Raw genomic sequence first — 15424 nt, 5'->3', positions numbered from 1 at the left:
GCTTGCTTAAGATAATCTACTCAGAGTAGGATGAGTTAAGAAGATATTAAACTTAGGCTGCTGAAGTAAAAGCATGAATTAAAAACATACAGTACATATTTGAAAGGACAATATACATGGATAAGATAACCCCCCATTTATGGTTCGATAAAGAAGCTAGGGAAGCTGTCGAGTTCTATACTTCTTTGTTCCCTAACTCGAAAATTACGAATATTATGACACTTCATGACACACCGTCAGGAGATTGCGATGTTGTTTCTTTTGAGCTTGCAAACCAGTCTTTTATGGCGATCAGTGCAGGGCCTCTTTTCAAACTCAATCCATCGGTTTCATTTCTCGTAAATTTCAATCTGGCAGAGGGGGAGGATGCCAGAGAAAAACTCGATATGTTATGGAACAAATTGCTCAGTAAAGGCGCGGCGATCATGCCGCTTCAAGAATATCCTTTCAGCAAATACTATGGTTGGGTTCAGGACAAATATGGTCTTTCATGGCAACTCATTCTTTCGGATATCGAAAGAGAAGAGCGGCCGCTCATTGTTCCGTCGCTTCTGTTTGTAGGAAATATGTGTGGCAAAGCAGAAGAGGCTATCAACTTCTATAAGTCGATATTTAAAAACTCAAGATGGGGCAATGTCACTCATTATGGTTCGGGTCAGCTTCCGGAAAAAGAAGGGACAATTGCATTTGCCGACTTCATGCTTTCAGGCAAATGGTTCGCTGCAATGGAAAGCGCTCAAAATCATCACTTTGCTTTTAACGAAGCTATATCGTTCATGGTCACCTGCGAAACTCAGGAAGAAATTGATTATTATTGGGAGATGCTCTCTGCAGTCACGGAAGCAGAGCAGTGTGGCTGGCTCAAGGACAAATACGGTCTCTCATGGCAGGTAGTTCCCTCAGCTATGGGTGACATGATGCAAAACGGCACTCGCGAGCAGATTGGCCGTATAACGCAAGCTTTTTTACCAATGAAGAAATTCGATATTGCAACGCTTAAGCGAGCTTATGAGGAAAAAATATAAGAAAACTGGTCTCCTATTATAACATTTGAAGTATGATGCAAGCTCCTGGTGGTCCGGAAGAAGATCCCGCTGGCGGATTTAAATTGCTGGAAAGTGTGGTTTCACCAAGTGGAGTTGTCGCTGCTTCATACGTGCGCGCAGGAGATGTTAAAACAGGGTTATTCGCACAGAATAAACCATCGGCAGCAGAGCTTACTCGTCGTAAAGAGAGATGGCGATGCTATCAAGACAAAAACTTCATTGTATTATCGAACATTATCTTGCTCTTTAGCTCTTTTGAAGAGTTCATCATGAAAATAATACACATTTTCGATCTTCATTTTGATTTTATAAATTTCTTGAGGGTGAATAAAAGCTATTCAATCCAGAAGTGTAAAAAGAAATTTCTTTGATGGGATCAAATGCTCATTTTTTGGCAGTAGGTACTAAGAAGAAATAAATTATTGTTGGCTTATGCCTATATAATCCTAAATAAGATACGCTGTATTATTTGCGACATTATTTGCCATATAGATTATTTTAACTACAATTAAAATACGACCTACCCTAGTGAAAATAAAGGTGGTGCATTATGCGTAACAAAATGTCACAAACACTATTTCCTTTAGTGTCTCGTAGAAGTCTATGGACTCTTTCCAATTATCCAGTAACACATGATGTATCTTGGAGATTGCAGACTTTATGTTTTCCAACGAGTACTTTTAATGGCTCAAAACTAAGTGATTTTAATTTATTTGATATCTTTACAATGCCTCGAACATATGGCCTTCTATTTAGAGGCATGTCTAAAAAAGAGTCAGATTGTGTGTTCAATAAAAAAATGAATGGTTTTGTGGGAAGAGAGCCCAGAGCATTCAGAAGTAAAGACATAGAAAGGTTGATGATCGAGCACCAAAGTGGCAATACTAAGGGAATCTCTACCTCTTTTAGCTTAGATACAGCAAAAAGTTTTAGGGGTAAAAAGCATGAAGTAATGGTATTTGATTTAAAAAATATTCCTAAGTCTGAAAGGTACAATCAAAAATATGAGCCAGGTGAAATGGGGGTGAGTGTTACAGGAGATGATATTGACTATAGTCATGAAGCTGAGTGTACTTTAAGTGGCGCCCATATATCCTCTTGTATTGCAAGAGTAGAGAGTGGTTTACTTTTCTGGAAGGTTGAGTTTAATCCTTTATATATTGATCTAAAAATGTTACCTCCAGATTTAAAGGAAGAGTTTAGAGAAGTGCTCAATTCTTTTTATGATCTTATTCAAACTAGAAAACCTAGTTCTGAGAAAGTTAATGAATATGAACAAAAAGAGCTACATTTTTATCTAAAAGTCGCGGATGCACTTGATTACAGTGAGGAGCATAAAGCGGCAATAGTTTCTCACTTTAAAGGAAAGGGCTTAGAATTTGAGAAGAAGGAGGGCCCGGACATAGGCTGAACATCCTAATTGTTTCCAGGTTTTGAAATAAAAGGGATCTTTCTCTTGCACTCAGGAAGTAACATTTACGTTAGTGTTTATACCTATTAGTGAGTTGATATGGCGTGTAAAAGCACGCCATGATTTAAAAATTTTTAATTTTAATTTTAATTTTAATTTTAATTTTAAGATAGCTGCTATGCTTATCTTTCAGATAAAATTGTATTTATCAAGTGGTTAAAAAATGACAAACAAGTAAGCTTAGATTATTACCTAATGATAGTTATAACTAACGTTTATTTTAATTTTGTAATCAGTATGATATATTATTGCGCATTCCCAGTGTCTATAAAACAGATTATGTTTAGTAAATATCCTGCATTTTTTCCAAATAAAAATATAAATTCTTTCTCAAGTGTGCAGTTTTCAAATGTTGTAAAAACTTCCTCTGTAATCCAATCATTATATCGAGGTGATAATAATCTTTCAGGTGTAATTTTTCTTTTACCTACGCTACTTACAGGAGTTTTTTGTCAAAGCTTTCCTGAAGTAGTAGATATCGAGCAAATAAGATTGCATAAATTAACCAACTTATCTAATGATTATCATATGGTAAGTATGTCAGAAGACTCTCAAATTGCATTAGATTGGGGGAATGGATGCTTTATTGAAATCGACCCTACTTTATTTTTTAATTATATTGTAGATGTTAATGCAACCTTTCAAAAAAATCAGCGAAATTTTCCTGCTCGAATGGAGCGAGAAAAAGAGCATATCGCATTAGCCATCCCCCTTTGTAGCATAAAAAAAATAATGATTCATAATAAAGGATTAGATAATCCTTTTTATTTAAGTATATCTCACGATAATCACGATGCGATAATGGCATTTAGTACGCTCTATTGTCAGCTAACTTCACTTTTAAGAAAAAAATATACTCAAGAAGTGGATTATGAAGAGGAGAAAATAGCATTACGTGCTTATACTACAGCTTATTTAGAGTTTTATGCTAAATTCAGTGGTAGTGACAATCCTTTTAATAAAAGTCTTATGGAACTATTTAAGCTCTATCCGGAATTTATGGGGAATTTTTTTCAATCGAATCAGGTAACATCAAAAGTAGTCACGATGAAAGATCTTGTTCTATCATCTGATAACTTATTTAAAGAGCATCCTTATACTAAAAATATCAATGCTTCTTATATCTACAGAATAAAAGAGAGCACTACTTGTGATGAAGATGACTGGGCCAAACCAATTTATGATTAGTTAATAACAAAATTGACAAACCCTAATCGCTCACATCTTGCTTCTAATAATTGGAGATATTTTTCTTGCATTGTCTTTGATAAAAAGCTCATACCAATTAATTCCCGCCATTTAGGTACAGCATACTGAATCTCTTGTAGGACTTCAGCAATAATCTTGGGGTTTAAACCTAATCGCTCACCAGCAAAATAATCAATCAAGTCATGTTGAGTTAGGTTATTTTTTCTGCCTCTTATCGGCAAAGCCATTTCTTCTTTTGCATTCTTTTGGGCAATAGTCGAGTTAAGTAAATCATAAGCGGGTGATAGACAAATTTTTTTATCTTTAGTGATGAGGGAAAAATTTTTTAAATGCATGTCTTCATTGCCGATAAGAAAGTTAAATAAAGTTAATTTAAATAATCTAACGAACTCAATTTTTGGAAAAGTACAAAACTTTTCTATGACACTAATTACTCTTTCCATTGAACTATCATATTTTGTATTGCGATCTTCTCCTGATAGCTGGGCAAAATCTTCCAGAGCTAATTTTTTATTATGTCCTATTCGATCAAATCGTTTAATAAAATAAGTCATACTGTTATCTTTAGAATAAACTAAGCCATGAATTGGTACCTCAAGGTCAATAGTTTTTGCTAAGGTCATAGTAATGGCTTCATTTTCTGGCAGTTCAGGATAAATATCACTTTGTGGTTTTAAAATATAGTGACCATTTTGATCAACTATTTCAAAACATGTTGCTTTAATTTTTAATTGTGCACTTAGTTTTTTTTGTACCCCCTGGATCGACATTTTTCCTACGCGATCTATTGCTTCTTTACGTTGTTCCTCCGCACTGAACTCCAATGGATTAAGAGCTTTTAACTGGGGAGAAAGCAATCGTAATCCTCGTTGTGAGTAGTTTTCTTGGTCACTTATGATTTCATAAGTAATAGGGCAGTGTTTCATTTTAGATCCTCAATAGTCACTGCTCCTACAACATCTTGTCCAATTTTTATCAGCTGCCTAAAATAGTCATTTCTATCGATTTTATATTTACGTAATAATGCTTCAAGCATAACACCTTCTGGAAGCAATCCTTCGAAAAATGGAGGGAAGACATCAAATTCATAAATCTTTTTTGTTAAAGGCATAGTTAGAGAAACAGGTGCGCCTTTATATTCAGCATCGTAAGTAAATTGGTATTTCCTCTCATCTAACTTTTCTAATATTCCAGCCTTAATACCATTAACTAATACGCGAGCTTTTTTCATGAATTATTATCCATTGGTTGTGCAAAAGGCGTTTCAAATTTCATTCGAATATTTAAAACATCTAACACTTTTAACAGTGTATTTAATCGGACCGTTTCTTTACCTTTTTCAATATCAAATATAACGGTTTTACCCACTCCCGCTAATGTGGCCAATTCTTGTTGTGATAAACCGCTTTGTTTCCGATAAAAATGAACGAGTTTTGCAATCTCGTTTTGCAGCATATAACCCCCTAAACTAAGAATATATTACTGTTATAGCAGTAAAAATAAGAAAAATGAAGGGATTAAGAAACTTTTTTATCGGGAAAACAAGTATTTTACTGCTATACCAGTAAAAAAACCAATTTATTTAATTATTATTAGGAAAATCATATATAAAGAACATAAAATTACTGCTATGGCGGCATTTTTTATGTGTTTTCTAATATAATCAAGAAATTTCTTGAGGGTGAACAAAGTTATTCAATCCAGAAAAGTAAAAAGAAACTTCCTTGATGGGAGCAAGTGCTCATTTTTGGCAGTAGGTATCTAGAACAAATAAATTATTGTTGGCTTATCCTACAATGGAACAAGTTTTTGCTGCAAATCCGGATAAAATACTGTATAATATGTGACAATTTTTATCCATTAACTTTATTAAGAGCGCTATGACTGATTTAAACCTTTACAGAAACATTGGTATCTTCGCCCACGTAGATGCCGGAAAAACCACCACTACTGAACGGATCCTTAAGCTCACCGGTAAAATTCACAAAATAGGTGAAGTGCACGATGGTGAATCAACAACCGATTTTATGGAACAGGAAGCGGAGCGCGGCATTACCATCCAGTCAGCAGCGGTAAGCTGCTTCTGGAAAGGTCATCGCTTCAACGTAATCGATACCCCAGGACATGTTGACTTCACTGTAGAGGTATACCGTTCACTGAAGGTACTCGATGGCGGTATCGGGGTTTTCTGTGGTTCTGGCGGCGTTGAGCCTCAGTCAGAAACCAACTGGCGCTATGCGAACAACTCAAAAGTATCTCGTTTGATTTTCGTAAACAAACTGGACCGTATTGGCGCAAATTTCTTGAAAGTGACTGAGCAAATTAAAAAAGTATTGGGTGCAAACCCTTTAATTATGACTTTGCCTATTGGCTATGAAGACAGTTTCGTAGGTGTTGTCGACTTATTAACTCGTAAAGCGTATGTTTGGGATGAATCTGGCCAGCCAGAAAATTACAAAGTTACTGATGTACCTGCCGATATGCATGACGACGTTGAAATGTACCGTGCGCAATTAATTGAAACGGCACTTGAAATGGATGATGATTTGCTGATGGCTTATTTAGAAGGAGAGGAACCTTCAATAGAAGAAATTAAGCGTTGTATCCGTAAAGGTACGCTTGAATTAGCCTTCTTCCCAACTTATTGCGGTTCAGCCTTTAAAAACAAGGGGATGCAGCTATTATTAGATGCAGTGGTTGACTATTTGCCTGCTCCCCACGAAGTGAATCCACAACCTTTGACTAATGCTGAAGGTGAGCCAAACGGTCAATTCGCTATCGTTTCTCCTGATGAGCCATTTCGTGCTTTGGCATTTAAAATCATGGATGACCGTTTTGGCGCTCTTACGTTCATACGTATATATTCAGGAAAACTAAATAAAGGAGATACTATCCTTAACTCCTTTACCGGTAAAACTGAACGTGTTGGCCGTATGGTTGAGATGCAGGCGAATGAGCGTAATGAATTACAAAGTGCTGAAGCAGGTGACATTATAGCGATTGTAGGCATGAAAAACGTTCGAACCGGCCATACCCTTTGTGATCCTAATCATGAGTGTACACTGGAAGCGATGGTTTTCCCTGAGCCAGTCATCTCTATTGCCGTTACGCCAAAAGATAAAGGCGCTACCGAAAAAATGGCTATTGCTATTGGTAAGATGGTTGCAGAAGATCCAACGTTTAGAGTGGAAACCGATCAAGATTCCGGTGAAACCATTCTTCGTGGTATGGGTGAATTACATCTTGATATTAAAGTGGATATTCTGAAGCGTACCCACGACGTTGAATTAATAGTAGGTCAACCACAGGTTGCTTACCGTGAAACCATAACCAAATCGATTCAAGACAGCTATACTCACAAGAAACAATCAGGTGGTGCTGGTCAATACGGTAAAATTGACTACACTATTGAACCAGGAGAACCAAATACGGGATTCACTTTCATCACATCTGTTGTGGGTGGAAATGTTCCTAAAGAATTCTTTCCGGCAATTGAGAAAGGGTTCCGTTCAATGATGGATACGGGTACGTTGGCAGGTTTCCCCGTGTTGGATGTTGTAGTTAACATCACCGATGGTGCTTACCATGCTGTTGACTCCTCAGCAATTGCATTTGAAATTGCGGCTAAAGGTGCTTTTCGTCAATCCATACCAAAAGCTGCCCCACAATTGCTTGAGCCAATTATGAAGGTTGACGTTTATAGCACAGAAGAAGATGTCGGTAATGTGATTGGTGACTTGAACCGTCGTCGCGGCATGATCTCGGGTCAGGAACCCAGTGCTGCCGGTGTCCGTATTAAGGCCGATGTTCCTCTTTCAGAAATGTTTGGTTACATCAGTACCCTGCGTACCCTTACTTCTGGTCGTGGTCAATTTTCGATGGAGTTCTCCCACTATGCTCCTTGCCCAAGCAATGTAGCTGAAGCAGTAATTGCCAAAGAAAAAGAAAAGAAAGCCGCAGCTATTGCGTAAGATAGTTAGTAACTTTTAAAAGCTCTGTCAGAGTTTGTTCTGATGGAGCTTTTAAAGCGACAAAATAAATCAGGATAGAGTTTAAAGAGTAATAGGTCACCCCTAATAAACTTCCAAGAAGTTTATTAGGGGCTCTCATCAGCTATATATTTCAATCCAATTCACCGTCAAAAGATCAAGTAAAGTTGAGAAATCTCTTATCGATTTCTGTTTTAAAAAATATAAAATAGCTCATTATTAAAGTTACTTAAAGATTCTCTAATGAAAATACAATTGCCCGAGACGATAGCAGAATGCCATGAGTTGATAAAACGGCTTATTGAGATCACTGATGCATTAGTTTTACGGGTTGAAAAGTTAGAAGAAGAAAATAAAGCGCTTAAAGAGCGCCTGGATACTAATTCATCGAACTCATCGAAACCGCCCTCACAGGACTTTAAAAAGAAAAAGAGCAAGAAGAAGCCAAATCCCAACAAGGGTGGAGGAGTTAAAGGACATCAAGGACATTTCCGAGAGTTGTTGCCAGTAGAGGAAGTCGATGGGGTAGTGTCCTGTAAGTTACCCAAGCGCTGTGTTTGTGGTGAAAAGAAAATAAAAAACCAAGACGTGTTAAGACATCAGGTCTATGAGTTACCCCCAATAAAGCTCCACATCACTGAATATCAGCTAGAAAAAGGAACCTGTGTGTGTTGTGGCAAGAAGCGGCTGGCTGCCTTACCAAACGGCATTACATGGGGAATAACCGGCCCCCGATTAACGAGCTTGATGTCCCACCTACTCTCAAAATACAAGTTGTCTCGTCGAGGGCTTCAATCATTTTTAAGCGAACAGTTCTCCTTTACTTTAAGTATGGGATGTATTTACAAAAAACAACGCCTCGTCAGCGATGCGCTAAAAGAGCCTGTGGCTGATTTATTAAACCAAGTGAAAGCAAGCCACTGTGCTCATATGGATGAAACAGGGCATCGCCGCGACGGAGTTAATCAATGGCTTTGGGGCATGATGTCGGAATCAGCCGCTTTTTTCTCTGTCGAACCTTCTCGCGGCAAGAAAGTGATTGACTCCTTAATGGGAGACTTTGATGGCATTCTTGTGTCCGACCGCTATGCCGGATATAACTATTTTCCCAGTAATAAACGTCAAATCTGTTGGGCTCATTTAAAACGCGACTTCACGAAGCTTTCTGAGAAACAGTACAAACCAATTGCCCGCATAGGGAATGAGTTACTAAGATGCCAAGCCGATTTATTTGAATTGTGGCACCAGTACAAGCAGAGCGACTTCTCGCGATGGGAGCTAATACGTAAAACTCAGCTCATCCGACATAAGGTAGGGGAACTTCTGGAGCAAGGAACCTATACCGATCCCAAATTAAGGGTCGTGCGGTTTTGCACCAATCTATTGACGCATTTTGATGCCTTATGGACTTTCATTTTTAATGAAAATATAGAGCCAACCAACAATCATGCGGAACAATGTTTACGGCCTGCGGTGATTTGGCGAAAAAATTATTTTGGAACGCGCTCTGACTATGGCTCTGACTTTGTTGCCAGAACCATGTCTCTTCTTACTTCATGCAGATTGCAAGCAAAAAGTGCTTTTGATGTTTGCTCGCAGATTTTGATGGACCATTTCTCACGACAAAAATCCTTGGTCTTTGCTAACTACCCGTGACCTATTACTTTAAAGAAGGTTTTTATACTTTGAAGCCTGCCATGCTCATAAGTATTCGAAAAAGCAGGGCAATAACGCTTAAGCCAACAACTCCTGCTCCCCATAAAAGGATTAACCATCCAACACGATATAGCCATGTTTTTCTCATATTAGTGATATCCCTCTCCAACCTTCACTTTGCCACGAAATACATAATATGACCACATAGTATAAAAAAGAATGCATGGAATTACTAATAGAGCACCAACCAAGGCAAATCCCATACTTTGAATAGGTGCTGCAATTTCTCTATAAGTTAGAGAAGGGGGAACAATATTCGGCCATATACTGATAGCAAGTCCTATATATCCCATAAAAATAATAAAAAGAGTAAGAATAAATGGAGAAAGATGGGGGGTTTTTTGCAAGACACGAAGCATTACTCCTCCGGCAGCCAAAGCCAAAAGAGGAAAAGGCGCAAGAAGAAAAATATTAGGAAAAGTAAACCATCGTTGAAAGATATTGGTGTGAGTGAGAGGTGTAATAATACTCACGAGCACAATCATAGTGAGAAGTGTGATTAATGTGGGTTTTGCCAGTTTCGTTACCTTTTTTTGCAGACTCCCTTCAGTTTTCATAATTAACCAGCTGCATCCTAAAAGTGTATAGGTGGTGATGAGACCAAGGCCGGTAAATAAACTAAAAGGAGTCAGCCAGTCTAATGCATTTCCAACATAGACCAACCCATTGAGTTTGATCCCATTAATAAATGCTCCAAGTGTTACTCCTTGAAAAAAAGTTGCGATGTAGGATCCCCCGATAAACGCTTTATCCCAAAATGGTTTATGTTTCTCACTCGCTTTAAAACGAAATTCAAATGCTACTCCACGCCAAATCAATCCACATAACATGAGAATTAGGGGAATATAGAGGGCTGTTAATATCACTGAATATGCTAAAGGAAAAGCAGCCAATAATCCTGCGCCGCATAAAACGAGCCAAGTTTCATTCCCATCCCAAACAGGCGCAACACTGTTGATCATCACATCACGTTCCTCCGGATTTTTTATAAAGGGGAACAAGATGCCTATTCCTAGATCAAAACCATCCATAAACACATACATCATCAATCCGAAGCCAATAATTAAATACCAAATGAGAGGTAAATCAATGCCCATTAGAATTTCTCCTTACTCAGATGTAATTGATGGATCAACATCGTTAGGTGCTGCAGAAATAGGACGTGCGGGACTATGTATTCCTTTAGTATCTGCTTCTATATCTGATTCATGATCTTTGGGACCTTGAGCAATCAATTTTAATAAGTAAATGATTCCTGTTCCAAAAACGAAAAAATAGATAATTATGAAAATAGTTAGACTTATGGAAAGTGTGAGTGCGGAATGATTGGATACAGCATCTTTGGTTCGCATGACTCCATAAACGATCCAAGGTTGTCTCCCGATTTCTGTGGTATACCAACCAGCAAGAATTGCTAAAATTCCTGTAGGTCCCATCAGAGTGGAAAAAAACAAAAAGGGACGTGATTGAAATAATTTATTACGGCAGCGCAACCACAAACTGATTATTCCTAATAACAGCATTAATAGTCCTAAACCAACCATGACTCTAAATGTCCAAAATATAATAGTAGAATTAGGGCGATCTTCTGGAGCAAAATCTTTTAAGCCAGGAATCTGGCCATTCCATGTATGAGTTAAAATGAGGCTACCTAGGTGCGGAATCTCCAAGGCATAGTTCGTATTTTCCTCTGTCATATTAGGTAGTCCAAAAAGGATTAAGGGAACACTTTCCCCCGGTTTATTTTCCCAATGCCCCTCCATAGCTGCTATTTTAGCGGGTTGGTATTTAAGTGTATTTAATCCATGCTGGTCGCCAAGAAAAATTTGTAACGGTGCCGCCACTAAAATCATCCACATTGCCATGGAGAACATAATCTTAATAGGGCGTATAGTATTTCCACGTAATAAATGCCAAGCTGCAGAGGCGCCAACAAATAAGGCTGTTGCCAGAAATGCCGCAGTTACCATATGGAGTAAACGATAAATAAACGATGGATTAAAAATAACCTGGAGCCAATCTATGGGTACAACATGATTATTTTCAATGATAAATCCTTGAGGTGTTTGCATCCAACTATTGGATGCTAATATCCATGTTGCAGAAATTAATGTTCCCAAAGCAACCATCACCGTGGAAAAAAAGTGAAGCTGAGGCCCCACTTTATGCCACCCAAAAAGCATGACTCCCAGAAATCCTGCTTCAAGGAAAAATGCTGTTAATACTTCATACATGAGTAAAGGCCCTGTCACCCCCCCTGCAAATGAGGAAAAATCACCCCAGTTTGTTCCAAACTGATAGGCCATAACGATTCCAGATACCACACCCATAGCAAAATTTACAGCGAATAATTTGCTCCAGAAATGATAAAGATCACGATAAACACGTTCATTTTTATAAAGCCATAAACCTTCAAGAACAACAAGATAGCTCGCTAACCCTATAGTAATTGCAGGGAAAATAATATGAAAGGAAATAGTAAATCCAAATTGAATTCTGGCAAGTTCTAAGGCGTTTAAAGGAAACATGTCTCTCCTCTCCTAAACAACGATGGGTTGCTAAAAGGGTTTATTTAGAAAATCTGTTGGCAACTGTACTGATTTTTTTAATTCAGATTAAATTAAGCTTTCCTAAAACATACATAGTGTATTTGGAGAGTGTTACTTTCCAGTTTGGTCTGGCTCTTCCTGCAGCACTATCTATATCTAACTTTATAAATTGGTAAGCAGTATATTTTAGCAGCTATATTTTTTTTAGTGTATATGTTATGCGTCAAAATACGGTGATTTTTACTCTTTTATGTAAAAATGTATAAAATAACTATTTTTTAAACAGAAATCGCCAAAAAGATTGAGTCAAAAGGATCCAATCTGCTTGGCAGGCTTATATCGTTTTTGCTAAACCACATCAATTGAATAAGGATAAGATGCTGGATTTTGCAAGTTGATTGTCAATTAGTTCAATAAGGTCAAGTAGCAATTGATTGGCTTTTTGATTCTTTTTGAGCAAATTCCATTTGCTCTCAGTCAAGCAGTGGGGTTCAGGCCGGTAATAGACTGAAAAAAAACCATTTCCTACGCTTTCTTGCTTGATGCGTAAGAGAGCATATTTTTTAATAAGAGGATGATCGATGTTCGCCTTACTTTGGCAGAAATCGTGAAATGAAATGGACATTTTATCCTGATACTGTTCTACGTATTCTTTTTGTATCGTTTTGAAAAGAGTGGAATGTCCACTCTCAAGCTTTGAATCCTCATCTAACATTCGTAATATTCTTGTAAGCATCTCCTCGTATTGTTTAGGACTTGCTTTATGCAAGGAAGTTTTTCCTTCCAGCAAATCTGTTTCATCCAAATCGAGAGAATTCATTAATAAATGGATGCAGCGCATCGCCTCTTCATAATGAGTGGTGGTACCATAGCTTGAGCAGGCAAATCGGAATCCCTGTGGGGTTGGTAGTGCTCCCAGATTATATAAGCGCAAAGCCAAATCTTCATGACCCAAACGCAACAAAAATTCGGCTGGTCGCATCGATTCATATTCAAAATTATCTTGATTATTGATAATGAAGAATCGTTCCTCATGGGTGATATTGTTCTCAATATAACTAATAAAGTCATGGAGTAATTTAATAAGCTCGTAGTCACCCAAACTCGATACTATTAAACTTTTGAGTGGGTTATTGCCACTTCTGGGGTAGATCAAACTCAGGTAAGGGGATTGATCTAAAGTTGCAAAATTGACTTGCTTTGTCATCAATTCTCTAAATAAAGTGACCATCTGAGTAGACGAAAAATTTAATTCATTGGTAGCAATAATATTTGCCAGGGTTGTCGTTAATTGAGTATCATGGATTATGGGATCTGGATAGCAATATACTCTCTTTGTTGCGATAGTTGTCCAGTGGGGCGGAGTATACTCATCTCCTTCAATAGTTATATGACTCATAACCATAATATTTTGATTTAAATATTCGGCATCGTGATTATGAATGTAGGATATTAGGAGATGATATTTCTCATCTCTATCAAGCGCGTCGTTATTTAATAGATCTGGTAATTGGCTATCCTTAATCATTGGATTCATGCTTAATTTTTGAGAAGAACCCTTGTTGCTATTATGATAAAAAAGACGTGGTGTTTTTTTTGTTTGTTTGCTTTGCATAATTAAGAATCCATTTTCAAAAAGTTAAAAACTGACGGCTGATATAACAGAAAGCTTCGAACCCATGCGCGTGGAACAATCATCTTAAATGCTTTAGTTATTAGACACGGTGACTCAATATTTACTATATTGTTCATATAAGTCAAGTATAGGGTCGCTCAATTAGTTTTGCTAAATCAAATATGATTGTTTTTTAATGAATTAAAAAGTAAATGATCTATTGTAGCTTTAGGCTATGATCCTGTAATGCGATTGCCTGAAATCAAGTGTGGTCCTTCTTTTGTCCTGTAACATATCATGATATACTGCATCATTCTGCCCTTTGCCTATTGGGAGGTAGTGCAATGGAACACGAACAACAATTGGGTGAAAAATTCATACCTGCTTTCGAAAATCCTCCACTTCCGAGAACATCATCTGAATTCATCACTGTGTTGGCGCATTATCATCGAGCCGAGATCGGTCGGATGGCAGGATGGCGGGACCGGATCGACCGGACGAGTAATTGGGCAATTACCGCTGTAGCAGCAATGCTTTCGCTGTCTTTGTCGACCTCCTCTGCGCATCACGGAGTGCTGCTGTTTGCGATGCTGCTTGTTCTTCTACTTCTTCTCATAGAGTCGAGACGATATCGTTTTTTTGACGTCTACAGAGGACGTGTGCGTTTGATCGAACGGTTTTATTTCGCTCCTATGTTTATGGCAGCCAAAGTAACTGATGAACACTGGGCTCAAATTCTTGGCCAAGACCTGCGTGAGCCACGTTTCCTTATGAGCTTCAGCGCGGCAATTTCGCGGAGGCTGCGTAGAAATTATGTGTGGATGTTTCTCATTTTACTGATGGCATGGATCCTGAAAATCTCTTCTCACAAGCTAATTAGTGGTGTTCCTCAGGGAATGGAAATGTCTTGGGATAAGATCGTGGGAAATGCAGCATTGGGACCAGTTCCTGGTTGGGCCGTCTTGATCTGCGTTGTCCTATTTTTTATATGGATCGCCTATGCCTGTCTACATTCACCAAAATATACCGGCGAACTATCACATGGAAATGTTCATGTATGATGGGTGCTATGATTATTTTTTATTGATTGAGCATGCTTATCATAAGTATTAATAATATGGCTATGACTATCGAGGTAATTCTCCTGAGGTAATTATCAATCTTAGAGAATGGTGAATCTTATTAGGAGGATATTTTAAAAAACATTTTAAAAGGTTTCTGAAACAAGTTTACAATTTTATGCTAATTCATTGATTTTAAATGAAACTTTCTGAGGGATAAAATATGCCTTTTGCTATGAGAGTGTGGCAATTTTAAAAAGAAAAAATTTCGATGTTAAGCATGCGACAAGCATTTAAGATTTCTTCAACACACAACTCATTATCATTAGAATAATAAAAAAAGTCTCTATGGATGTTACTACTGACGGAGTTTAACGAACAGCCATAAATAGAAGAAACAGCACTATTTCTTCCGTCAGAAAGACTAACTCTGACGACTCGACCATAATCTGTGGATAGCGAACATGTCATTTCCTCGTTATTAGAAAAAATTGAATTCAAAAAAAAGGAATTAAAGCACTTACAGGCGAACACATTGTTATTAATTGATAAAAGAATTGCCATCACCAACATTAAAAAAGTATTTTTAAAAGTGAACATCATGATCAGTACCAAAACTAAGTCCATTTTTTAAATTATAGAACATCAAAATCTAAAGCAGGCATATCGTGGTTGGGTTCAAATGAGGAGTGAAATTTTTATCTTTTGCCAACTGTTTAAAATCCTTCGTTCTCAAGCTAACGGTCAATTGCTGTTAATTGCAGACCA

Annotated in this window: 14 protein-coding genes; 7 read left to right on the top strand and 7 right to left on the bottom strand. The window is 37.6% G+C overall.

Going from position 1 to position 15424, the window contains the following annotated elements:
- The first annotated feature begins 116 nt into the window (after positions 1–116).
- The 4 genes from Ltuc_RS06505 to lart1 all read left to right on the top strand — a co-directional run bounded on the left by Ltuc_RS06505 (position 117) and on the right by lart1 (position 3705).
- Positions 117–1025, top strand: a complete 909-nt coding sequence (locus tag Ltuc_RS06505; protein ID WP_058520483.1) for a VOC family protein — start codon at positions 117–119, stop codon at positions 1023–1025.
- A 32-nt stretch (positions 1026–1057) separates the two neighbouring features.
- Positions 1058–1417, top strand: a complete 360-nt coding sequence (locus Ltuc_RS06500) for a hypothetical protein (RefSeq protein ID WP_157064602.1) — start codon at positions 1058–1060, stop codon at positions 1415–1417.
- A gap of 389 nt (positions 1418–1806) precedes the next feature.
- Positions 1807–2457, top strand: coding sequence for a hypothetical protein (locus tag Ltuc_RS06495; protein ID WP_133138275.1), 651 nt, complete (start codon positions 1807–1809; stop codon positions 2455–2457).
- A 339-nt stretch (positions 2458–2796) separates the two neighbouring features.
- Positions 2797–3705: an NAD(+)--arginine ADP-ribosyltransferase Lart1 gene (gene lart1 / locus Ltuc_RS06490; protein WP_058520480.1), complete on the top strand. Its 909-nt coding sequence runs from the start codon at positions 2797–2799 to the stop codon at positions 3703–3705.
- Here the strand turns inward: lart1 and Ltuc_RS06485 are convergent.
- Genes Ltuc_RS06485 through Ltuc_RS06475 form a run of 3 tightly spaced genes read right to left on the bottom strand, consistent with a single transcriptional unit; the run spans position 3702 to position 5181 of the window.
- Entirely contained in the window at positions 3702–4652 is a 951-nt protein-coding gene (locus Ltuc_RS06485; protein WP_058520479.1) for a HipA domain-containing protein, read from the bottom strand. The genes lart1 and Ltuc_RS06485 overlap by 4 nt on opposite strands.
- Positions 4649–4957 carry a HipA N-terminal domain-containing protein gene (locus tag Ltuc_RS06480; RefSeq protein WP_058520478.1) on the bottom strand — a complete coding sequence of 103 codons (309 nt, stop codon included), beginning with the start codon at positions 4955–4957 and terminating at the stop codon, positions 4649–4651. The genes Ltuc_RS06485 and Ltuc_RS06480 overlap by 4 nt, the downstream gene beginning before the upstream one ends.
- On the bottom strand, positions 4954–5181 hold the full coding sequence (locus tag Ltuc_RS06475) for a helix-turn-helix transcriptional regulator (RefSeq protein ID WP_058520477.1): 228 nt from the start codon (positions 5179–5181) through the stop codon (positions 4954–4956). The genes Ltuc_RS06480 and Ltuc_RS06475 overlap by 4 nt, the downstream gene beginning before the upstream one ends.
- 425 nt (positions 5182–5606) lie before the next feature.
- Between Ltuc_RS06475 and fusA the strand changes: the two genes are divergently transcribed.
- Together fusA and tnpC are read left to right on the top strand one after the other, a co-directional pair.
- Complete coding sequence (fusA, locus tag Ltuc_RS06470; protein ID WP_058520476.1) at positions 5607–7697, top strand: elongation factor G; 2091 nt, start codon at positions 5607–5609, stop codon at positions 7695–7697.
- A 273-nt stretch (positions 7698–7970) separates the two neighbouring features.
- Positions 7971–9371 (top strand): IS66 family transposase, encoded by a 1401-nt coding sequence (gene tnpC / locus Ltuc_RS06465; RefSeq protein ID WP_162264360.1) that lies wholly within the window; start codon positions 7971–7973, stop codon positions 9369–9371.
- A gap of 22 nt (positions 9372–9393) precedes the next feature.
- On the opposite strand, the gene Ltuc_RS14835 is transcribed toward tnpC, so the two are convergent.
- The 4 genes from Ltuc_RS14835 to Ltuc_RS06450 form a co-directional block, all read right to left on the bottom strand.
- The gene (locus tag Ltuc_RS14835) at positions 9394–9519 is read right to left on the bottom strand and encodes a DUF2474 domain-containing protein (RefSeq protein WP_065236209.1); all 126 of its coding nucleotides are present in this window, start codon (positions 9517–9519) and stop codon (positions 9394–9396) included.
- A 1-nt stretch (position 9520) separates the two neighbouring features.
- On the bottom strand, positions 9521–10528 hold the full coding sequence (gene cydB, locus Ltuc_RS06460) for a cytochrome d ubiquinol oxidase subunit II (RefSeq protein WP_058520474.1): 1008 nt from the start codon (positions 10526–10528) through the stop codon (positions 9521–9523).
- A 12-nt stretch (positions 10529–10540) separates the two neighbouring features.
- Complete coding sequence (locus tag Ltuc_RS06455; protein WP_058520473.1) at positions 10541–11959, bottom strand: cytochrome ubiquinol oxidase subunit I; 1419 nt, start codon at positions 11957–11959, stop codon at positions 10541–10543.
- 379 nt (positions 11960–12338) lie between these two features.
- A complete protein-coding gene (locus tag Ltuc_RS06450; RefSeq protein WP_058520472.1) occupies positions 12339–13595 on the bottom strand; it encodes a hypothetical protein in 1257 nt (418 codons plus the stop codon).
- A gap of 344 nt (positions 13596–13939) precedes the next feature.
- Here Ltuc_RS06450 and Ltuc_RS06445 point away from each other — a divergent pair, with 344 nt between their 5' ends.
- The gene (locus Ltuc_RS06445; protein ID WP_058520471.1) at positions 13940–14656 is read left to right on the top strand and encodes a DUF2270 domain-containing protein; all 717 of its coding nucleotides are present in this window, start codon (positions 13940–13942) and stop codon (positions 14654–14656) included.
- Positions 14657–15424 lie beyond the last annotated feature (768 nt).

Origin of the sequence: Legionella tucsonensis, assembly GCF_001468035.1 — a bacterium.
Taxonomy (GTDB): Bacteria; Pseudomonadota; Gammaproteobacteria; order Legionellales; family Legionellaceae; genus Legionella; species Legionella tucsonensis.
Note: the sequence above shows the minus strand (reverse complement) of the source record. Positions and strands in the feature narration are given on the sequence as shown.

Coding starts and splice junctions, on each gene's coding strand:
- Ltuc_RS06505 (WP_058520483.1), top strand. CDS start 117: ATGGATAAGATAACCCCCCATTTATGGTTCGATAAAGAAGCTAGGGAA.
- Ltuc_RS06500 (WP_157064602.1), top strand. CDS start 1,058: ATGATGCAAGCTCCTGGTGGTCCGGAAGAAGATCCCGCTGGCGGATTT.
- Ltuc_RS06495 (WP_133138275.1), top strand. CDS start 1,807: ATGTCTAAAAAAGAGTCAGATTGTGTGTTCAATAAAAAAATGAATGGT.
- lart1 (WP_058520480.1), top strand. CDS start 2,797: ATGTTTAGTAAATATCCTGCATTTTTTCCAAATAAAAATATAAATTCT.
- Ltuc_RS06485 (WP_058520479.1), bottom strand. CDS start 4,652: ATGAAACACTGCCCTATTACTTATGAAATCATAAGTGACCAAGAAAAC.
- Ltuc_RS06480 (WP_058520478.1), bottom strand. CDS start 4,957: ATGAAAAAAGCTCGCGTATTAGTTAATGGTATTAAGGCTGGAATATTA.
- Ltuc_RS06475 (WP_058520477.1), bottom strand. CDS start 5,181: ATGCTGCAAAACGAGATTGCAAAACTCGTTCATTTTTATCGGAAACAA.
- fusA (WP_058520476.1), top strand. CDS start 5,607: ATGACTGATTTAAACCTTTACAGAAACATTGGTATCTTCGCCCACGTA.
- Ltuc_RS14835 (WP_065236209.1), bottom strand. CDS start 9,519: ATGAGAAAAACATGGCTATATCGTGTTGGATGGTTAATCCTTTTATGG.
- cydB (WP_058520474.1), bottom strand. CDS start 10,528: ATGGGCATTGATTTACCTCTCATTTGGTATTTAATTATTGGCTTCGGA.
- Ltuc_RS06455 (WP_058520473.1), bottom strand. CDS start 11,959: ATGTTTCCTTTAAACGCCTTAGAACTTGCCAGAATTCAATTTGGATTT.
- Ltuc_RS06450 (WP_058520472.1), bottom strand. CDS start 13,595: ATGCAAAGCAAACAAACAAAAAAAACACCACGTCTTTTTTATCATAAT.
- Ltuc_RS06445 (WP_058520471.1), top strand. CDS start 13,940: ATGGAACACGAACAACAATTGGGTGAAAAATTCATACCTGCTTTCGAA.